This window comes from Thalassospira sp. MCCC 1A01428 (assembly GCF_002115825.1).
GTDB lineage: Bacteria > Pseudomonadota > Alphaproteobacteria > Rhodospirillales > Thalassospiraceae > Thalassospira.
On the sequence record NZ_JFJZ01000010.1, the window covers coordinates 95014 to 115328 of the forward strand.

Consider the following 20315-nt stretch of genomic DNA (forward strand, 5'->3'; position numbering starts at 1 on the left):
TTTATCTGTCATGAGCAATAATGCGTCCAACGGCGCGGCCAGCATTCCGGTTATTACCAAACCTGGTGCCTATCTGACCCGGATGGGAATTTTTACAGCCGTTATCGTCGCCATCGCAGCCCTGTTATATCCGACGCTGTCTGGTGCCTTTTTGGCCAGTGCAGTATTGAACGGCCTGATCATTGGCGTATTTATCATCGGCGTCGTTTATACATTTCGCATGGCCTTCAGCCTGAATCCCGAAGTCGCCTGGATTGAAGATTTTCGCCGTAATCGCCCCGGTCTAAGTGCACAGGATACGCCCAAACTGCTTGCCCCGATGGCGCGCATGATGCAGGAGCAGCGCCGCGACCGACCACAGCTTTCAACCCTGGCAACCAGCACCATCCTCGACTCGATCCGGTCACGTCTGGATGAAAGCCGCGAATTATCGCGCTATCTGGTAAGCTTGCTGGTATTTCTGGGCTTGCTCGGCACCTTCTGGGGCTTGCTGCAAACCGTTAACTCGGTTGCCGACGTGATTGGCAACGTCAATGTTGGTGGCGGCGGCAATATGGAATTGTGGTTTGGCCAACTTAAGGAAGGCCTCTCAAAACCGCTGAATGGCATGGGTACGGCGTTTTCTTCCTCGCTGTTTGGTCTGGCCGGGTCGCTGGCGCTTGGCCTTCTCGACATGCAGGCAGGTCAGGCACAGAACCGTTTCTTTAACGAACTTGAAGAATGGCTATCAAGCTTCACCCGTGTTTCTTCGGGCGGGCCGCTTTCTGATGGAGAACAATCGGTTCCGGCTTATCTTTCAGCCCTGATCGAACAGATGGCCGATAATATGGAAGGGTTGCAAAACTCGATCCAGCGTTCCGAGTCCTCGCAAATCAAATCGCACAACACCCTGATCGATCTGGCCGACAAACTTTCGACCCTGACCGACCAGATGAAGGCTGAACAGCAATTGATGGTCAAGCTGGCGGAAAGCCAGATGCACCTCAAACCGGTGCTTGATCAGTTGTCCGATTCAATGAAGGGCGGCAGCTTTGGTATTGATGACAATACCCGTGCGCATATCCGCTCGCTTGACAACCAGGTTGGGCGCGTCGCTGACGAACTGACCATGGGACGCCAGCAGCAGACCCAGGAAATTCGAAGCGAAATAAAACTTCTGGCCCGTACCATCGCCGCGATCGCCGAGGAGGGTTAACCCCATGTCCGGCTTGTCTCGCCGCCGCAGTCGCGATGTAAATACCTGGCCTGGCTTTGTAGATGCCCTGGCAACACTTTTGATGGTGATCATCTTCCTGCTGATGATCTTTGTTGTTGCACAGGTCTATCTCGGTGCGGCCCTCTCGGGTCGCGACAAGGCCCTTAGCGACCTTACATCGCAAGTTAATGAACTCACCAATCTGTTGTCGCTTGAACGCAACAATAACCAGGAAATGCAGCTGGAACTAACCCAGCTCACGACCGAGCTTTCGACCACCAGCGACGACCGTGATGCCCTAAAAAACCGGGTTTCTGCGCTGGCTGACAAACTGTCATCAGCGCAAATGTCCGCGGCTGAGCAGGAAAAGAAACTGCTGGCGGCACTGGCTGCGCTGGAAGACAAAAAATCCGAACTGAGCAAGCTGGAAGAAAAAGCCGACCAAACCCAGCAAGACCAGAAATCGCGAATTGATGAACTGGCAAAACTTCTGGCACAGCGCGCGAGCGAGCTTGATGATCAAAAAGACATCAGTGAATCTGCCCGTGCTCAGGTTGCGGCCCTAAACCAGCAATTGCTGGCAGTGCGTCAGCAACTTTCAAAATTGCAGGATGCCCTGGAAATTTCCGAAGCCGAGAGCAAGGATAAAGACGCCCAGATCGTAAATCTGGGACAGCGCCTGAATGCCGCACTGGCATCAAAGGTTGCGGAATTGCAGCGTTACCGGTCCGAGTTCTTTGGCCGTCTGCGTCAGGTGCTGGGCGATCGCCAAAACATCCGCGTCGTTGGCGACCGTTTTGTCTTCCAGTCCGAAGTGCTTTTTGGTTCCGGTTCAGCTGACATTGGCGACGAAGGCAAGGTTCAGCTGGCGAAACTTGCTGATACCCTAAAGCAGATCTCGACCGAAATTCCCGATGATATTGATTGGGTTATGCGGGTAGATGGCCATACCGACAAGGTTCCGATCCGAAATAACGATTTCAAATCAAACTGGGAGCTGTCTGCTGCACGGGCAATTTCCGTGGTCAAATTCATGATTGACCAGGGCGTGCCGCCCAAACGGCTGGTAGCAGCGGGCTTTGGCGAATATCAACCCCTTGATAATCGTGATGATGAAATCGCCTATCGCCGAAACCGGCGAATAGAATTTAAAATTACGGAACGTTAAAATTTAAAAGAGCTCCTTTTAGGGGCTCTTTTTTATGTCACGCCACACAACTCCTGATAGTATATTCTACGGGTCTAAAATATTAACTTTTGAGAACGGGACAGATGTTGGGGATCAAGATACTTTCTAAACTGACGGCATTAAGTTGCGGACTACTTTTAACGGCTTGTGTCAGCGACGGAGCGCCAAGAGATTCTATTGGGCGTTCAATGAGCCTTGAAAGCAAGGGATCGTTTCAACCATATCAAACCCATTTTAATGCTTTTACATTTCTAAAGCCTTCCCGAACCTACAAAACGGAAAGCATTGAACGCAATAATGGCTCTGTCTGGACTGAACAGATTATTTCAGACAAAGATTCAATATTCATTACCATCGAACATGTGAATGTTGCGTGGTTCCGGCAAAGCACGGAAGATGACATGCTTGATCGCAATACATTCCGTAAATTGGCCACTGAATTTGACATCCCCGAAGACAAATACGTTCAAATTGACAAAATTTCGCCACGGACCAAAGGTTTGATCGCGACAAGTGGTAAATGCACTGTCGCAAGGTTTGTTAAGCGCTTAAAAGTTCTTACGGATGCCCGAAATGAAAGGGGATATCCCGATACTGCTGTCATATTCGTGAATTGTGGCGATAGCTTAACAATACCTGCCGAAGAGCTTGTTCAAAAAATAGACTTAATTACCGATGCTGAAAGAACAGAGCTGGCAAAAGCCTATGAAAACATCGGCCCGCTGACGCCGAAAGACAAGAACAAAGTGCAATTCACTATATCGTGGGATGGCATTGCTAAAGACATGCAAGGTGAGGTCAAACTGACCGCCAAAGGGGCTGCGCAGACCGATTTCACGGTAACGATAGCTGAGCCAACCATGACCTGCGACGGCACTTCAATCACAGACGACAAGACACAATGGACCGGGACCTGGTCGTTAACCTGTTCGGACAAAAGAACGGCCAATGGTGTTTGGACCAGCCTTGGAAAGGGTAAAGGGCAAGTTGGAACAGGTCAGGATAATAAAGGTAAAGATGTAGAATTTAAGATTGGAAAAAGTTAAAAACAGAAAACCACTGGTTTAATCGTTAAATAACCAGCTCTCTGATGCTATAATTATCCTAAATTCAAGAATCAAAGAGCTCACAAACAGGGCTCTTTTTTTGATCAAAAAATGAATGCCTATTATGGATCTGAATTACAGATACCATTACTTTTCCTTCAATGATTAGAACGAAAAAATATTAAAAATCAATCATATTGGCGAAGTATTTGGGCTGGCGGTTATCTTGCGTGCATATTCCCGCAAAAATAACGTCATAGATGCCAGCCAAAAGGCTGGCAGCCTGCGCATTTTTAACATTGAAACCGGTTTTCTCGCAGATCAAGGTTGATGCTTCCCAAGCGAAGCATCCCGGCAACCAATGGTATCAATTGTCAAATTTCTGCCACCTTTGATCGGTACTTGAAAAACCGTCCAAAAATAAAACAACTTCAACGCAAACAATTGAAGCCAAAGCCAAAAGGCAGCTTCGCAATACAAAACAAGAGCAAACCATCGAGCAGAAGGTTCCCTTACCTATGAATGAGAACGCAACCACAGCAAATCATCAAAAGAACTATAGCCCATCCTGGCAACGGCGATTTGATTTACTGGACTCTCTTGACGCAGACAAACTTTCCATGAGCGCAGTGACAAAAACAGAAAAATACAAGTCCCTAAGCTTTTGGCAGAAATTCCGGCTGATGCGCAACTTCCTCGCGTTCTTTTTCGGCGGGCTTTATTATCTGTGCAAGGGCATGTGGGCGAAGGGCCTTTTTATCATTGGCGCGTCATCGCTCTACGGCATCATTCTTCTTTCAATCGAAATCAGCGCCGGGCGTATCGTTATTCCGACAATTGTTTACTGGTTGCCCCCCGCAGTCATCGCCTCGCAACTGGCAAACTTTGATTATTATCGCAAGGAAAAGCTGGGCGAAAAAATCTGGGCGAAAATTCCGGCTATTTTTGCGGACCTGAAAGTAACATTGCCCTTGGCGATTATTGCTTTGGCAACCAATTTCTATCTGGGTTATCACGCCGCAATGACCATTCCTGATCCTTATTTCGGTTAAAATCGGCCAAATTCCAATTTATCGGCGCGTAGCAAGGCACTGTTACGCGCCATTTTTATGCCTTATCGGAACTTCACCCTGCCTAATATGTTCTGGAACTATTCAACTATCCGGCACATCCCGCTGGTCTCGAAACCAAGACAGGAGGGACACATGACCCAGACGCCCGAAAAAAGCCACCGCCAGATCATTGGTGTTTTCGACAATGCCAATGACATGCACCACGCACTGGAGGCCTTACAAAAAGCTGGTTTTAATCGATCGGAAATGAGCCTGATTGCCAATGAACTGACAATCGACGAAAAACTGGGCCATATCTATCGCAAAACCGAAGATCTGGAAAATGATCCGGCAACACCGCGCATTGCCTATACATCACCCGACCCAACGGGTGACGCAGAAGGCGCGCTGATCGGCGCACCGATGTATGTTGCCGCCTTCACCACCGCCGGTATCATGGTCGCAGCGGGTGGACCGATGGTTGCGACCATTGCGGCCATCCTTGGTGCTGGCGGGGCCGGTGCCGCTGCTGGCGGTGTTCTCGCCAAACTGTTTGGCAAACAGCATTCCGATAAGGTTCAACAAAAACTTGAAGATGGCGGCCTTTTGCTTGCTGTGCGCAGCGACGATGACCGACAGGAAGAAAAAGCACATCAGATTTTGTCTAAACACAGCAATGACGACGTTTTTATATATGACCCACCCAGTAAAACCTTGCCGGAATAATGAGTGACCCGGAAATTTGGAAATTGTCGGCATATTGAATGTCGCACACCATTCACCGGCAATAAAAATTCCAAACAATCATGTCGACGTAATTGTGCCGCAACAGTTTTTGTGGATTAACAACAAAAGATTGGCTAGCTTCGCGTGGTTATTTTCACCCGCTGGAGCCAGCCAATGCTGCGTGACATCTCCTCCCAAAGCTTTTTTATGGGTTTTCTCGCTGCATTTGTCGGCACGGCAAGCTCCTTTGCTGTTGTCTTGCAGGGGTTAACAGCTGTCGGCGCCTCGCCGTTCGAGGCGGCATCCGGACTAATGGCACTTTCGATTTCAATGGGGATATGCGCCATTGTCCTGTCGCTTAAAACGCGCATGCCAATCAGCATTGCCTGGTCCACACCGGGGGCAGCGTTACTTGCAACATCCGGCGCAGTCGAAGGCGGGTTTCCGGTTGCTGTTGGTGCCTTCATCATTTGCGCCATCCTGATCGTGATTTGCGGCACATGGAAACCTTTGGGCAAGGCTGTTGCAGCGATTCCCGGCCCGCTTGCCAATGCCATGTTGGCCGGGGTATTGCTGGGTTTATGCCTGGCCCCCATCAAAGCTGTGGCATTTAACCCGGTACTAGGCCTGCCGATTGTACTGGCATGGTTAATTGTCGCGCGTTTTAAACGGTTATTTGCGGTGCCTGCCGCTTTGGCTGCGTTTGTGCTGGTTCTTATATTTGGTGTTAACTTTCCCGACGGTGCCATCACCAATTTGCATTTATCACTGGTGCCACCCGTCGCGTTTGTGGTGCCGCATTTTAACCTCGCCGGGTTGGTGGGTATTGCCCTGCCCTTATTTATCGTCACCATGGCTTCGCAAAATATTCCGGGAACGGCCGTTTTACGAGCGCACGACTACAACACCCCGCCCGGGCCGTTATTTGCCACCACCGGCATCTTTTCGCTACTGTCGGCCCCATTCGGTGGCCATGCGGTAAACCTTGCCGCCATTACCGCCGCCATGTGTGCAGGTGAAGATGCGCACCCCGACCCTCAAAAACGCTATTGGGCCGCCATTTTTGCTGGCATATTTTATGTTGTCTTTGGTTTGCTGGCTGGCGTAATCACCGCCCTTGTCAGCCTGGCCCCAACCATCCTGATCGAGGCTGTGGCAGGTCTTGCCCTGATTGGCGCATTTTCAAGCTCGGTCGTTGCCGCCTTTCGCGATGAAAATAACCGCGAAGCCGCAGCGGTTACATTTTTGATAACCGCTGCCAGCCTTACATTTTATGGAATTTCCGGCGCATTTTGGGGGCTTGTCGCGGGTGGGCTAATTTATATCCTTACCCATTTGAGAACAAAAACCTGATCACATCTATCGCAACGTGCCGGGCTATTGTCATCCTGGCACGTTTTTAAAGCATCAATCTTGCGGTATTACCATCTGCCCGTCTTCGGTGATATTCCAAAACGGATTATAGGCCACTTCCCAGGGATGGCCATCAAGGTCGCAAAAATAGCCTGAATACCCACCCCAAAATACCTTCTCGGCCGGTTTTTGAATAACCGCCCCCGCCTTTTCCGCCTGGACCATCACGGCATCAACTTCGGCCTCGTCCCGGGCATTATATGCCAGTGTGATGCCGGAAAAACCCGCACCACTATCGGTAAAATTCCCGTCTTTCACCAGATCATCGCGGCCAAACAACCCAATAATCATGCCGTTCATCTGATAGAAAACCACTTTACCCTCAACCGCACTGGTCGCTTTCCAGCCCAGACCTTCCTCGTAAAAACTGCGGGCAGCAGCAAGATCGCGCACACCGAGCGTCACCAGACTAAGACGTTGGTCCATTTCAGGGTTCCTTGTGAGGAGTAAAAGGATATTACCGGACGGTACCACTGCTATCGCCAAAAACAAAGATGGACTCGCATCCTGCAAAACTTTGCACCGCACAAGAGACGCAAGATAATTGCGCGCAAATCGGTACCAAAATAAGCAAATAACAAGTTGACGCAACGTCAACCCGTACAATCAGGCGTTTTGACCATTGCAATGCGAGAGTGATTGAAAAAAGGTCAGCATTCATTACCATTATTGCAAAGTAACGGGTATTTCGCATCGCCCTTATCCGCGCCATATTAATTAATAAAAATGCGAAAACCCGCGAGGCTTCCCGCAAGAGACAAAGACCAGAGAGGTCATCAGATGGCAAAGTTGGCAAAAGTTACCCTGGACGACAAATATACCCTGGAAGAAGGTCGCATTTACCTGACCGGTATCCAGGCGCTGGTGCGCCTGCCTTTAATGCAACGGCAGTTGGACGCACGCGCCGGTTTAAACACGGCAGGCTGTATTTCGGGCTATCGCGGGTCGCCCCTGGGCGGGCTGGATCAACAGTTATGGCGGGCAAAAAAGTTCCTGACCAAACAGCAGATCGAATTTCAGGCTGGCGTCAACGAAGACCTTGCCGCAACCGTTGTCTGGGGTAGCCAACAGGTCAACATGTATCCGGATGCCAAATATGACGGGGTTTTTGGCTTATGGTATGGCAAAGGCCCGGGCGTTGACCGGTCCGGCGATGTTTTCAAACATGCCAACTATGCGGGCACGTCAAAAAACGGCGGTGTTCTTGTTCTGGCGGGGGATGACCATTCGTGCAAATCATCCACCCTGCCCCACCAAACCGAATATGCCTTTATCGATGCGCAAATCCCGGTTTTAAACCCGTCAGGCGTGCAGGATATTATCGATTTTGGCCTGCATGGCTGGGCGATGAGCCGATATTCGGGTTGCTGGGTGGCAATGAAAACCATTGCCGAAACGGTTGAAAGTTCGGCTGCTGTTGATGTTGCCCCGGGCCGCGTTGCCCCGATTATTCCCGATTTTGAACTACCTGAAGGTGGTGTTCACATCCGTTGGCCCGATACGCCAAAGGAACAGGAACTGCGCCTGATGAAATATAAATTGTATGCTGCCTTGGCCTATGCGCGCGCCAACAAGCTGAACCGCATTGTGATTGATAGCCCCACCCCGCGCCTCGGTATTATCACCACAGGCAAGGCATATCTTGATGTTATGCAGGCATTTGATGATTTGGGCATATCGGAACAGGACGCCGCCAATATCGGCATTCGGGTTTTAAAAGTCGGCATGAGCTGGCCGCTAAACCGTGATGACGTACGCGAATTTGCCCAGGGTTTGGAAGAAATCATCGTTGTTGAAGAAAAACGCGCGGTGATGGAAAACCAGGTTAAGGAACAGCTTTATAACTGGCGCGAAGATGTGCGCCCAACCGTGATTGGCAAGTTCGACGAAAAGGGCAACTGGAACCTGCCGTCCATGGACGAGCTAACCCCGGCGCGGATTGCACAGGTATTGGCTGCGCGCATCAACCGTTTTTTCGACAGCCCCAAAATTCACGAACGCATTGAATGGCTGGCGCAAAAAGAACGTGAAATTGCCGAGCCCCGGCCCGATGTGGCGCGTATTCCGTGGTTTTGCCCCGGCTGCCCGCATAACAGCTCTACCAAAGTACCGGAAGGCAGCCGTGCCATGGCCGGTATTGGTTGCCATTACATGGTTAACTGGATGGACCGTTCGACCGAGACCTTCACCCATATGGGGGGCGAAGGTGTCACCTGGATTGGCCAGGCACCCTTTACCAACGAAAAACACGTTTTTCAAAACCTGGGTGATGGCACCTATTATCACTCCGGCTCACTCGCCATTCGTGCTGCTGTCGCCTCGGGGGTCAATATTACCTATAAAATCCTGTTTAACGATGCGGTTGCCATGACAGGCGGCCAGCCGGTAGACGGACCAATCAGTGTGCCGCAAATCACCCGGCAGATGGCCGATGAAGGGGTAACACGCATCATCGTCCTATCCGACGAACCCGACAAATACCCGATTGATGCCCATTTTGCATCGGGTGTCGATATTCGCCATCGCGATACCCTTGATGAAACACAAAAAGAACTGCGCGAAGTTCCCGGCACATCAATCCTGATTTTTGATCAAACCTGTGCGGCGGAAAAACGCCGCCGGCGCAAACGCAAATTAATGGTCGATCCGCCCAAGCGGGTTTTCATCAATGATCTGGTGTGTGAAGGCTGTGGCGATTGCGGTGAAAAATCCAACTGCCTGGCCGTTGTGCCGGTTGAAACCGAATTTGGCCGCAAACGCGCCATTGACCAATCGGCATGCAACAAGGATTTTTCCTGCCTCAACGGGTTTTGCCCCAGCTTTGTCACCATTGAAGGTGGCGCCCTGCGCAAACCGGAAGCCGCCGCAAAAGGTGACAACCATGGCGACGCCGTTTTTGCCTCGCTGCCCAAACCCGTACTTCCATCCCTGGCAGAACCGTGGTCGGTATTGGTAACCGGGGTCGGCGGCACCGGGGTTGTCACCATCGGCGCGCTTTTGGGCATGGCGGCCCATATTGAAGGCAAAGGTATTGTCGGCTTGGATATGGCGGGCCTCGCGCAAAAGGGCGGTGCCGTTGTCAGCCATATCCGCTTTGCCGATAATCAGGAAAAACTGCATGCGGCGCGCATCCCGGCGGGTGAAGCCAATGTTGTGCTGGGCTGTGATCTGCTGGTGGCGGCCAGCTTTGAAGGCCTTGCCAAAATGCGGCGTAACTTTACCCAAGCTGTGATCAACACGCACGAAACCATCACCGGCGCCTTTACCCGTAACCCCGATTTCGAACTTAAAAGTAACGAGCATAAAAAGGCCATCGTCGATGCCTGTGGTGCCGATGCCGTCAGCTTTGTCGAAGGAAGCGACGTTGCCACCCGGTTGATGGGCGATTCAATTGCCACCAACCTGTTTATGCTCGGCGTTGCCTGGCAGCGCGGCCTGATCCCGATTACCGAAGAAGCCCTGATGCAGGCGATTGACCTTAACGGTGTCGCGATTGAAATGAACAAGCAGTCCTTTTACTGGGGCCGTTTGTTTGCCCATGACGCGCAAAAAGTTGTTGATGTGATTGGCCCGAACGAAAAGCAGGCCCATCCCATTGCCACCACCCTTGAAGATATGATCGCCAAACGCAAAATTTTCCTGAGCGGCTATCAGAACGCGGCCTATGCCAACCGTTATGAGGCACTGGTCCGCAAGGCGGAAATCGCCGAAAACGAACTCGGCGATGGGCACGACCACATCGCCAAAGCAGTTGCGAAATACTATTTCAAACTGCTGGCCTATAAGGACGAATACGAAGTCGCCCGTCTTTATACCGACCCGGCCTTTACCGCCAAATTGCGCAAAAACTTTACCGGCAACTACAAGGTAAAATTCCATTTGGCCCCGCCTGCCCTTGCCAATCGCGATGCCACCACCGGGCATTTGAAAAAGCAGGTTTTCGGCCCGTGGATGATGTCGGCCTTTGGCGTACTGGCGAAATTAAAGTTCCTGCGCGGCACGGCACTGGACCCGTTTGGCAAAACCCATGAACGCAAAACCGAACGTGCCTTAATCACGCATTATGAACAATTGGTGGACGAGGTAATTGCAGGCCTGAACGCCGATAATGACCGCATCGCCGGTGCCCTTCTGGCCCTGCCCGAACAAATTCGCGGTTACGGCCATGTCAAGGATGCCAATATTGCCAAGGTAAAAGAACGCGAGGCCGAATTACGCCAGCAGTTCCATAACCCGCCCGAACATTTACAAGCGGCGGAATAAACCGGCGACCGCAACGATGTGACCAAACAAAACGCCGCAGCGTCCCATTGCTGCGGCGTTTTGCATTTCAGCAGCTAGGAAATCAGCATATCCATCTTATCATCGCCGCGCAGGCGGCCGGCGGCCAAACGGCCAAAATCAATCAACAGCTTTTTGCGGCGCGCGGCGTTCAACTTGCTTTCTTCGGCGGGTCGAAGAATCGCCGCTTCAAAGCGGTCAGCAACAATCAATCCCTGATCATCGGGGATCAAATCACGGGGAAATTCCATCGGCACGGCAAAGAAAAACCGGTCGCAATAGTCACCATAACTTTGCCATTTCACATCAACGCGAAAATCCTCGACCGATGATTTCACCTCAACCGCCCATAATTCACCCTTGGCGCCAAGTGCCAAAACATCCAGCCTGCGCCCATTGCCCAGCCGCAATTCTGTTACGCACGCCATATTATGGTGATGCAGCAACTTACAAACACCATCGGTCACTTCTGCCGTTATTTCAGGGCGGGATCGGGTCATAAGCGCAAACTCCGTCGACTAAAATCAAAAAGGCCCGCTGTTTCCAGCAGGCCCTTGATAGCATTTCTGACTGTCAGTATGTGACAGCAGAAAATCAGTTCATGCCAAGCGCGCGTTTGTAAACTTCAAGGATCTGTTCTTGTTCAGAACGTTCATGTTCCTCGATTTTACGCAGGCGAATAATCTGGCGCAGGATTTTCACGTCATAGCCAAGGGCTTTGGCTTCGCCGTAAACTTCTTTAATATCGGCCATCAGGTTGGCCTTTTCTTCTTCAAGGCGCTCGATACGCTCGACATAGGATACGAGCTGGTCGGCTGCGATTCCTCCGACTTCGGTCATTCTCTGATCTCCGATGATATGCAGGGCGCTGCGCATGGTGCGAAGCGCAGAATTTCAGTTGCGAAGCGCAAATTTCAATGCGGCGCGACGATACCCAAAGCACCAATTGATGACAAGCCTTCAGGTATCCACATTCGGGTTAAATCGGTGTTGTCCTGACAGGACTGGTTTCCGTAATCAGATAATCGGCCACTTCTACCAGTGCGTCACGCGGGCTAACCCCCCGGTCAATCGCGGCATTATAGATATTGCGTTGCCGGTCTGCGCTGGTGCCGCGTTCCAGAATTTTATGCGCATGTTCCACTTCGGCAACACAGCCAAAATGTTCGGCATCAGGGCGGATAAGATCGAGAATTTCTTCGAGCAAATCGGCATAAGGCACAATTTCGCCACGACCAAAATCGATCAACCCGGCGGCATCACCTGCCGTGCTGCCATAGCGGCAAGCCCGCCAGCGATTTTCGCGGATCAGCATGTTGGCATAAATCCGCCAGCGCTGGTTATTGTGCCGCAACCGATAAAGCATGCGCAAAATACACCGCGTTAACGATGCCACGCACACCGCATCTTCCAGGTTGGTGCACACATCAGCAATGCGCATTTCAAGGGTTGGCCAGCGATCACTGGGCCGCAGGTCCCACCAGAGTTTGGTGCCATCCTCGATCACACCGGCATTAATCAACATGTCCACATGACGGCGGTATTCCGCCCACGAGCCAAAAACCTCGGGCAAACCTGTGCGCGGTAAATTATCAAACACCGACAGGCGAAAGGTTTGAAGCCCGGTATCGCGCCCGCGCCAGAACGGCGACGAGGTGGTAAGGGCCAGAAGATGAGGCAAAAAATAGGCCGCCTGCGCCATTAATTCGATGCGAAGGTCGTTATCCTCGATCCCGACATGCACATGCATACCGCAAATCAGCAACCGTTCCACCACCGTGCGCAAATCGCGCGCGATGGTGCTATAGCGTTCGCCCTCGGTATGTTTCTGGCTGTCCCAATGGGCAAAGGGATGGGTCGATGCCGCCAGCAACGCCATATCGTGGCGCGCGGCAACATCGCACAAGACACTGCGCATCCGGGTCAGTTCGTCGTGGGCTTCGGCGGCACTGTCACACACCCTGGTGCCAATTTCGACCTGGCAGCGCATAAACTCGCTCGACACATGGTCGCCAAGTTCGGCTTTGCAGTCCTTTAAAAAACCGGCTGCCGGGTCGGTCGCAACATCACGCGTGTCGCGGTTAACCAGCCAGAATTCTTCTTCAATCCCAATGGTAAATCCCGGTTCCTTGCGCAATATTGCGGGCAAATCAGTCTCTCCGGATTTTATAAAGGTTCGGATCGGCCAGAATGCTTTCAAAGCCGTCGCCCAGAATTTTGGCCCACTTTTCACAGCCCGCATCAGTATCGATCAGGTCCTGACGAATTTCAATCGACACGCACGGCAAATTGGCGGCCTCGGCATGGTGGTCAATGGTGTAATCGGCCATGTGGCGCCCGGAATAAGGTTCGTTATCGCCAATCGTCAAATCCGGGTTTTGCGCCCGCAGATTTTCCAAAAGCGGAACCGGAACACGCGCATCTTCATCCCACAGAACCCCGATTTCCCACGGGCGTTCAAAGCCCTGAAAAACCGGCGTAAAGCTGTGAATGGCCAAAATGGCGGGGGCGATTTTATGGGCATGAAAACGGGCAATGCGTTCTTCAATCGCCCAATGATAGGGCAGAAAAATTTCGTTAATCCGCTTCATATGCTCTGTGGGCGACATATTCTGGTTGCCGGGCACCACGGTTTTATCGGCAACTTCGGGCATCCCGGTCGGGTCCCAAAGCTGGCGGTTGCAATCAATCACCAACCGTGAAAATCCGCCCAGCACCGCCGGGCAGTCAAACCGCTCCACCAGAATTTCGGTAACCTTGCGCGCCCCGATATCCCAGCCAATATGGCGTTTGCGTTCGCTCTCGGGCAGGCCAAGAGTGCCAAGAGATTTGGGAATGGCGCGTGAAGCGTGGTCACATACAAACAGCGCATGTCCCTTGCCATGGTCATTTAAAACATCAAACGGGGCGGGATCATCACTGCAAAGCAGTTGCGCGGGATGGTGGCTCACGCGAAGTCTCCTGATATTTGGGCAAAGATGAAAGGGCCTGGCCGGTGGAAAAGACCAAACAGTCTGGAATCACTTTCAAATGCCTAGCAATTTGCAAGGATTCTGGCAAGTCAGTGAATATCGACCACGCAAATCATTCATTTTCGCGACAACTTCACGTAAACTGGTATGACCATTAAGCATAATCCCAATTGCCAGAACCCGGAGAGTCCGTTCCCGATGCAGCCAACGCCGCACACATCCCGCGACGATATCAGCACCACCAACGAGGATGGCCGCCCCAAAAGAGTGGCCGACCGGGTAGCCGACGCCCTGCTGGCCCAATTTGCCCAAGGTGCGTATTTGCCCGGCGAACGCCTGCCCGGGGAACGCCAACTGGCCGAAGACATGAATGTCAGCCGGGTTTCGGTGCGCGCAGCCTTGCAGAAACTTAAAACGCGCGGATATCTACGCGCCGTACAAGGCGGCGGAACCGAAGTTTTATCATCGACCGGCATCGAAATGGATGTTGCGATGACCGATCTGGTGCGCGGGTCCATCACCAATCTGTCTGATTTAATGGAACTGCGCCGCACACTGGAAACATGGGCGGCACGCCGCGCCGCTGAAAACGCCACAGACGAACAACTGGCGGAACTTCGCAGCAGCTTTCAGCGCGCCCATGACCCGCGACGGGCGGTTAAATACCGGGCAGAGGATGACCACCGCCTGCACATGATGATTGCCAAAGCCAGCGGCAGCATCATTTATTATCACCTGATGAAAATGCTGCATGACGTTTTGCAAACCGCCCTTGACGAAATTCGCTTTCATATTTTTGCCGGACCGCAATTTGACAACATGGTGCAAGCCCATCATCAGGCGATTATCGACGCCATTGCCGCCCGCGACCCGGACCGCGCCGAACAGGCGATGTATAACCATTTGGGGGCCGTGATCGCCCATGTGACCGAACGCAATAAAGACCGGTCACAAAATTAATTCCGTTAACATTGGCCCGCCAAACCCGCCCCAAATGGCGGTAAAACAATATCCCTGTCCAGACCGGAGACATATCCATGTCCTTGCAGCCTGCCAGATTGCCCGAACCGCCCCGTAACATTTTGCGCAAATTGATGGACGCGGCCCTGCGCGCGGCCGACCCGGCTGTGCAAATTCCACACAACATGCCGGTTTTGCCCCGCGGTAAAACCATCGTGATTGGCGCAGGCAAGGCATCGGCACATATGGCACGCTGTTTCGAGGAATGCTGGATCAAAGCCAACGGCCGCGATGATATTGAAAACAGGCTGGGTGGGCTGGTCGTCACCCGCTATGGCCATGCGGCCCCTTGCAACCACATTGAAATTATCGAGGCATCACACCCCGTACCCGATGCCGCCGGACAAGAAGCCGCCCAACGCATTTTTGATATCGCCCGCAAAGCCGGGCCGGATGATTTGATTGTCTGCATGATTTCGGGGGGCGGATCGGCCCTTTTGGCCTTGCCCGCACCCGGCATTACCCTGGAAGACAAACAGGCCATCAGCAAAGCCCTGCTAAAAAGCGGGGCAACGATTTCGGAAATGAATTGTGTGCGCAAACATCTGTCCGCGATCAAGGGCGGGCGACTGGCACAAGCCGGGGCGAAGGCCCGCATGGTGACCTATCTGGTGTCTGACGTGCCCGGCGACGACCCGGCGATTATTGCATCTGGCCCGACTGTTGCCGACCCCACCAGCCAAAAAGATGCCCGCGCCATTCTTGCGCGCTATGGCATTGCACTGCCTGCATCGGTGGAAAAAACCCTGAACAACCACGATTTTGAAACCATCAAACCCGACCATGACTGCTTCGCTGGCAATGAAACTGTTATGCTGTCCCGCCCACAAGATTCATTGCTGGCAGCGGCCAAAGCCGCGTCAGAACTGGGGTTGAACCCGGTTATTCTGGGCGATGCAATTGAAGGGGAATCGCGCGAGATTGCCAAAATGCACGCTGGTATCGCCCGGCAAGTCGCCCGGCATAACCAACCTGCTGTAAAACCCTGTGTTTTGCTTTCGGGCGGGGAAACCACCGTCACCGTGCGCGGCGAAGGCGGCCGTGGGGGCCGTAATGCCGAGTTTATGTTGTCACTATTGCTGCAATTGCGCGACGAAGCGGGCTTTGCCGCCCTTGCCATTGATACCGATGGCATTGATGGCAGCGAAGATAACGCCGGTGCGATTATGGACAGTGAAAGCTGGGCCAAGGCCCAAACCCGGCAAATAGATTTGGCTGATTATCTTGATCGTAACGATGCCTATAGCGCGTTTGAAAAACTTGATGACCTGATTGTCACCGGCCCGACGCTGACCAACGTGAACGATTTTCGCGCCATCCTGATTTTTTAACAAAGACCCGCTTTTACAGACAGATCGCGCCCGGGCTGGCAGCACTGGTCCAGGCGATCCTTCATTAATTTATCACATCATTTCCGGAAATGTCTTGGCCCAAGCCGATTCGCAAGGGTTACACACAGAATCCGTGATCCATTTCGCCGGCAAAACGCGGCTAGCGAAACCACGCATCTGCGTGAGCATTCTTTTCAAAGAAAATCACCTCTCAAACGCCTTTACCCGCCGGAAAAATTCAACGTCTCACCGTCAATAATGAAAATTGAACCTGAACTTCAATTACAATTCATAGTAGAATAACAATCGATTTTATATGCGCATATCAGAAACCTCGCGCCACGCGAGAACGATCTTCCATGTCTGTTCGGCAGCATCTTTGCTGCGATTATAGAGGATGCCATCATGTCGTTCCAAAATGTCAGGCTGAAACTGAAAGTTCTGTTCGGGATCCTAAGCCCCCTTTTGTTCTTGCTGGTGCTTGCAGGTGTTTCCGTCTTCAGCATTCGCTCCATGCTATCGACAAGCAAATGGGTCGAACATACCAACGAGGTCCTAATTGATATCGAGACGATCACGGCATCTGCAATCAACATGGAAACCGGGATGCGCGGATATCTTCTTTCGGGGAACGAAGACTTTTTGGCCCCCTATAATGAAGGCGAAAAAAACGTCTATTCCCAAATAGAGAACCTGAAAAAAGTTGTTTCGGACAATCCAACGCAAGTAAACCGCCTTAATGAAGCGGAAAAAATACTCAAGGACTGGCAAGCAAATGTGACGAAGCCAATGATCAATATCCGGCGCGATATTGTGGCAAATCGCACCAGCAATGACAGCGGCATTACAACAATGGATGGATTATCCAAACTTGTTGGCGAGGCACGGGGAAAAACATATTTGGACCAATTCCGCGCCACCATGAATGACATTCACGGCGCGGAAGCAAAACTTCTTGATTTAAGACAAGCCGAAAATCACGACACGGTTTTCTTTGCCTATAGCATGATTGCGGGTTGTGTCGTGATTGCGCTGGGGGTTGGCGTCATCATGGCATTTGTCATTGGCGGTGCCATTGCCTCCCCCATTATTCGCATGACAGAAACCATGCGCGTCCTGGCATCAGGGGACAAAACCATTGACGTCCCCGACACAGACCGGGGCGACGAAATTGGCGAAATGGCAACCGCCGTCGGGGTTTTCAAGGAAAACATGATCAAAGCGGACCAATTGGCTGCGCGCGAAGTTGAACAAAGCAAAGAACGCGAAACCAGGGCAAAAAAAATAGAACAGGCAACCGGCGATTTTGACGCCATCATTGCCCAGGTATTAACAGCGGTTATTTCGTCGGCATCCCAAATGGGCAATACGGCAAACTCGATGCTCGATACCGCGAACAATACCAACCAGCGCGCCGCCACCGTTGCAGCCGCGTCCGAACAGGCATCCGCCAATGTGCAAAGCGTTGCCACCGCCACCGAACAACTATCTTCGTCTATTAACGAAATCAGCCGGCAAATTTCACAATCATCCGACACCGCACAACGTGCTGTGAACGAAGCTGAAGCAACCAACCAGCAAATGCAGGGCCTGGTTACCGCGGCTCAAAAGGTCGGCGAAGTTGTCAGCCTGATTTCAAATATAGCCCAACAGACCAATCTTCTGGCGTTGAATGCCACAATCGAGGCCGCCCGCGCCGGCGAGGCCGGAAAGGGATTTGCGGTTGTGGCAAATGAAGTCAAGAGCCTGGCCAATGAAACAGCCAAGGCAACAGGCGAAATCAGCCAACAAATTGAAACAATTCAGACCGAAACACACATGGCCGTCGACGCCATCCTGTCAATTACCAAAACCATTGATGAAATGAACGCCATCACGGTGGCAATTTCATCGGCAATGGAAGAACAGGATGCCGCAACCAAGGAAATCACCCGCAATATTCAGCAGGCATCGACCGGCACCAACGATGTCAGCGCCAATATTATAGAAGTCAGAAATTCCGTCGGAAATACCGAAAACGCCGCCGGGCAGGTAAGCGATGTCGCACGGGACCTGACAACAAAAGCAGACGACCTGAAATCACAGGTCGAAACTTTCCTGACCTGTGTACGCACGGCCTGACAGGCAAGACATTTTGTACTGACCGGATAGAACATGCCGCCTCCGGTCAGACTTTTCACAAGAACACGCACAAACCTCAGGAGACACTGCCTTGCCACAGCGAAAGCCAGCCAAGGCCTTCTTCAGTTGTGCCCTGGGGTTTGTATTCACATCCAATCCAGCCATCATACCCCAACCGGTCAAGCAGATAAAACAGGAACGAACAATTTAACTCGCCCCGGTCAGGTTCATGACGGCCCGGCACCCCGGCAATTTGCACATGGCGAATTTTGGGCAAATGTTTACCCAACCGCGATGCAATGTCGCCGCCAACAAGCTGAGCGTGATAAATATCAAACTGCAATGCCAGATTGGGATGGTTAAGCTGGTCAATAATCACTGCCGCCTGCTCGACAGAATTTAGCAAATATCCCGGCATCTCATTGCCACTAATTGGTTCGATCAGTATGGTAACGCCTGCTTTGGCTGCTTCATCGGCGGCATATAACAAATTATCGCAATAAAGGCGGGCCAGTTCGCCAGGGTCTTCGCCCTTTTCCATATTGCCTGCCATGCAATGAAGCATGTCGCAGTTAAGGGCTGCGGCATAATCCAGCGCCCTGAAAACAGAATCACGAAATTCATCTTCGCGGCCCGGACGGCACGCCAAACCCCGGTCCCCTGCATCCCAGTCGCCAAGTGGCAAATTAAACAAAACCTGGGTTAAATCATTGTCGGATAACTGACGCTTGATGTCGTTCATCGCCATGTCATAGGCGCCAATATATTCAACCCCGCTAAACCCGGCAGATGCCGCAGCAGCAAAACGTTTTTCAAACGGGTGATCAGCAAACAAAAACGACAGATTGGCACAAAACCGGGGCATGGGATCATCCCCTTTCACGAAACATGAACAACCCGTGCATGATTTGCCCTCACAGTGTTGCCGTCAACATAGATTCTGTGGTGCCCGCACGATTAAAGTAACGCCTTTACCAAAACCCGGTTTAGCCACACGGTAACGTGGATATTGTTAAAGGAAATATGCGTTAACTTTCACCGATCCTTATCACGGGCAATTTCCGCAGCGACCCATTCGCCAAAAGCCTGTATTTCGGCTTGACGGGCACCTTTGCCACTGTGAAGCAAATGATATTGATACCCCCGTATCTGCGGGCCAAAAGGTTGCTCTAAAAGTCCGCTTTGGCGTTCCTGCACCGTCATTTCAAAACTGGCAAGTACGACACCGTGCCCGGCGATGGCCGCCTGAATGGCATGGGTATCATCGCTAAACGCAAGGCCGGTTGTTAAATCTGCATCACGGATCCGGGCTGTATCAAACCAGCGCGCCCAGGTTGGCGTCATCGCATCAGAATGCAACCATTTCAGATTCAACAATGGTGTTTTTCGCAAATCATCGGGTGTTTGCACATTCAGAACCGGGCTTGCCATTGGCGCAAAATGTTCAAAAAACAGGGGCTGCACAATCAGCCCCGGATAAGGACCTGCACCATAACGTATGGCTGCATCTACACTATTTGCTGCCAGATCAACGACATCAACCGATGTATGCAAACTTAAATGAATGTCAGGATGCGCCACCTTAAACCGTGGCAAACGCGGCAACAACCATTTGGCCGCAAATGACGGTAACACCGAAACAGTCAGGCTACGTTGTGCTTTACGCCGTTTTAAGTGTTCTATAACGCGGGAAAACTCATGAAACCCATCACGCAGCACCGGAAATAATTCCTGCCCGGCGTTGGTCAACTGCACCTGCCTGGGCGCACGATCAAACAGGCGCAGGCCAAGCGTTTCTTCAAGCAAACGTATCTGATGGCTGATTGCTGTTGGTGTCACGGCAAGTTCGGTTGCGGCCTTTTTAAAACTCAGGTGTCGGGCCGCAGCCTCGAACGCGCGAAGGGCAGCAAGAGGTGGCAATGACATATAGGTGAATTTAACTCATCTAATAGTTGACGTATTCGATTTT

17 protein-coding genes are annotated in these 20315 nt (G+C 51.9%); 10 read left to right on the top strand and 7 right to left on the bottom strand.

Annotated elements, in window-relative coordinates:
* Window positions 1-10: 10 nt before the first annotated feature.
* The 6 genes from THS27_RS10610 to THS27_RS10635 all read left to right on the top strand — a co-directional run bounded on the left by THS27_RS10610 (window position 11) and on the right by THS27_RS10635 (window position 6561).
* Window positions 11-1195 (top strand): flagellar motor protein MotA, encoded by a 1185-nt coding sequence (locus tag THS27_RS10610; protein ID WP_085590604.1) that lies wholly within the window; start codon window positions 11-13, stop codon window positions 1193-1195.
* 4 nt (window positions 1196-1199) lie between these two features.
* Window positions 1200-2363: a peptidoglycan -binding protein gene (locus THS27_RS10615; protein WP_085590606.1), complete on the top strand. Its 1164-nt coding sequence runs from the start codon at window positions 1200-1202 to the stop codon at window positions 2361-2363.
* Between the two features lie 209 nt (window positions 2364-2572).
* Window positions 2573-3430, top strand: coding sequence for a hypothetical protein (locus THS27_RS10620; RefSeq protein ID WP_085590608.1), 858 nt, complete (start codon window positions 2573-2575; stop codon window positions 3428-3430).
* 518 nt (window positions 3431-3948) lie between these two features.
* The gene (locus THS27_RS10625; protein WP_085590610.1) at window positions 3949-4482 is read left to right on the top strand and encodes a DUF2628 domain-containing protein; all 534 of its coding nucleotides are present in this window, start codon (window positions 3949-3951) and stop codon (window positions 4480-4482) included.
* Between the two features lie 153 nt (window positions 4483-4635).
* Window positions 4636-5208 carry a hypothetical protein gene (locus THS27_RS10630; RefSeq protein WP_085590612.1) on the top strand — a complete coding sequence of 191 codons (573 nt, stop codon included), beginning with the start codon at window positions 4636-4638 and terminating at the stop codon, window positions 5206-5208.
* Window positions 5209-5382: 174 nt separating this feature from the next.
* On the top strand, window positions 5383-6561 hold the full coding sequence (locus THS27_RS10635; protein ID WP_085590614.1) for a benzoate/H(+) symporter BenE family transporter: 1179 nt from the start codon (window positions 5383-5385) through the stop codon (window positions 6559-6561).
* A 54-nt stretch (window positions 6562-6615) separates the two neighbouring features.
* On the opposite strand, the gene THS27_RS10640 is transcribed toward THS27_RS10635, so the two are convergent.
* A complete protein-coding gene (locus tag THS27_RS10640; RefSeq protein WP_085590616.1) occupies window positions 6616-7047 on the bottom strand; it encodes a VOC family protein in 432 nt (143 codons plus the stop codon).
* Between the two features lie 354 nt (window positions 7048-7401).
* Here THS27_RS10640 and THS27_RS10645 point away from each other — a divergent pair, with 354 nt between their 5' ends.
* Window positions 7402-10884, top strand: a complete 3483-nt coding sequence (locus tag THS27_RS10645; protein WP_085590618.1) for an indolepyruvate ferredoxin oxidoreductase family protein — start codon at window positions 7402-7404, stop codon at window positions 10882-10884.
* 74 nt (window positions 10885-10958) lie between these two features.
* Here THS27_RS10645 and THS27_RS10650 read toward each other — a convergent pair whose 3' ends face one another.
* The 4 genes from THS27_RS10650 to THS27_RS10665 form a co-directional block, all read right to left on the bottom strand.
* Entirely contained in the window at window positions 10959-11402 is a 444-nt protein-coding gene (locus THS27_RS10650; protein WP_085590620.1) for an MmcB family DNA repair protein, read from the bottom strand.
* A 94-nt stretch (window positions 11403-11496) separates the two neighbouring features.
* Window positions 11497-11742, bottom strand: a complete 246-nt coding sequence (locus tag THS27_RS10655; protein WP_085590622.1) for a DUF2312 domain-containing protein — start codon at window positions 11740-11742, stop codon at window positions 11497-11499.
* Window positions 11743-11881: 139 nt separating this feature from the next.
* Window positions 11882-13042 (bottom strand): carboxylate-amine ligase, encoded by a 1161-nt coding sequence (locus tag THS27_RS10660; protein WP_246832932.1) that lies wholly within the window; start codon window positions 13040-13042, stop codon window positions 11882-11884.
* Window positions 13043-13052: 10 nt separating this feature from the next.
* Window positions 13053-13853: an N-formylglutamate amidohydrolase gene (locus tag THS27_RS10665; RefSeq protein ID WP_085590626.1), complete on the bottom strand. Its 801-nt coding sequence runs from the start codon at window positions 13851-13853 to the stop codon at window positions 13053-13055.
* 168 nt (window positions 13854-14021) lie between these two features.
* Here THS27_RS10665 and THS27_RS10670 point away from each other — a divergent pair, with 168 nt between their 5' ends.
* The 3 genes from THS27_RS10670 (at window position 14022) to THS27_RS10680 (ending at window position 18346) form a co-directional block, all read left to right on the top strand.
* On the top strand, window positions 14022-14834 hold the full coding sequence (locus THS27_RS10670; RefSeq protein ID WP_246832927.1) for a FadR/GntR family transcriptional regulator: 813 nt from the start codon (window positions 14022-14024) through the stop codon (window positions 14832-14834).
* Between the two features lie 77 nt (window positions 14835-14911).
* Window positions 14912-16225, top strand: a complete 1314-nt coding sequence (locus tag THS27_RS10675) for a glycerate kinase (RefSeq protein ID WP_085590630.1) — start codon at window positions 14912-14914, stop codon at window positions 16223-16225.
* Between the two features lie 405 nt (window positions 16226-16630).
* Window positions 16631-18346, top strand: a complete 1716-nt coding sequence (locus THS27_RS10680) for a methyl-accepting chemotaxis protein (RefSeq protein WP_085590632.1) — start codon at window positions 16631-16633, stop codon at window positions 18344-18346.
* A 76-nt stretch (window positions 18347-18422) separates the two neighbouring features.
* Here THS27_RS10680 and otnI read toward each other — a convergent pair whose 3' ends face one another.
* Window positions 18423-19211, bottom strand: coding sequence for a 2-oxo-tetronate isomerase (gene otnI / locus THS27_RS10685; RefSeq protein WP_085590634.1), 789 nt, complete (start codon window positions 19209-19211; stop codon window positions 18423-18425).
* Window positions 19212-19381: 170 nt separating this feature from the next.
* Window positions 19382-20272, bottom strand: a complete 891-nt coding sequence (gcvA, locus tag THS27_RS10690; protein WP_085590636.1) for a transcriptional regulator GcvA — start codon at window positions 20270-20272, stop codon at window positions 19382-19384.
* Window positions 20273-20315 lie beyond the last annotated feature (43 nt).

What these genes read in the sequence shown, in the direction of transcription:
- THS27_RS10610 (WP_085590604.1), top strand. Translation starts at nt 11, where the DNA reads ATGAGCAATAATGCGTCCAACGGCGCGGCCAGCATTCCGGTTATTACC.
- THS27_RS10615 (WP_085590606.1), top strand. Translation starts at nt 1,200, where the DNA reads ATGTCCGGCTTGTCTCGCCGCCGCAGTCGCGATGTAAATACCTGGCCT.
- THS27_RS10620 (WP_085590608.1), top strand. Translation starts at nt 2,573, where the DNA reads ATGAGCCTTGAAAGCAAGGGATCGTTTCAACCATATCAAACCCATTTT.
- THS27_RS10625 (WP_085590610.1), top strand. Translation starts at nt 3,949, where the DNA reads ATGAATGAGAACGCAACCACAGCAAATCATCAAAAGAACTATAGCCCA.
- THS27_RS10630 (WP_085590612.1), top strand. Translation starts at nt 4,636, where the DNA reads ATGACCCAGACGCCCGAAAAAAGCCACCGCCAGATCATTGGTGTTTTC.
- THS27_RS10635 (WP_085590614.1), top strand. Translation starts at nt 5,383, where the DNA reads ATGCTGCGTGACATCTCCTCCCAAAGCTTTTTTATGGGTTTTCTCGCT.
- THS27_RS10640 (WP_085590616.1), bottom strand. Translation starts at nt 7,047, where the DNA reads ATGGACCAACGTCTTAGTCTGGTGACGCTCGGTGTGCGCGATCTTGCT.
- THS27_RS10645 (WP_085590618.1), top strand. Translation starts at nt 7,402, where the DNA reads ATGGCAAAGTTGGCAAAAGTTACCCTGGACGACAAATATACCCTGGAA.
- THS27_RS10650 (WP_085590620.1), bottom strand. Translation starts at nt 11,402, where the DNA reads ATGACCCGATCCCGCCCTGAAATAACGGCAGAAGTGACCGATGGTGTT.
- THS27_RS10655 (WP_085590622.1), bottom strand. Translation starts at nt 11,742, where the DNA reads ATGACCGAAGTCGGAGGAATCGCAGCCGACCAGCTCGTATCCTATGTC.
- THS27_RS10670 (WP_246832927.1), top strand. Translation starts at nt 14,022, where the DNA reads ATGACCATTAAGCATAATCCCAATTGCCAGAACCCGGAGAGTCCGTTC.
- THS27_RS10675 (WP_085590630.1), top strand. Translation starts at nt 14,912, where the DNA reads ATGTCCTTGCAGCCTGCCAGATTGCCCGAACCGCCCCGTAACATTTTG.
- THS27_RS10680 (WP_085590632.1), top strand. Translation starts at nt 16,631, where the DNA reads ATGTCGTTCCAAAATGTCAGGCTGAAACTGAAAGTTCTGTTCGGGATC.
- otnI (WP_085590634.1), bottom strand. Translation starts at nt 19,211, where the DNA reads ATGCCCCGGTTTTGTGCCAATCTGTCGTTTTTGTTTGCTGATCACCCG.
- gcvA (WP_085590636.1), bottom strand. Translation starts at nt 20,272, where the DNA reads ATGTCATTGCCACCTCTTGCTGCCCTTCGCGCGTTCGAGGCTGCGGCC.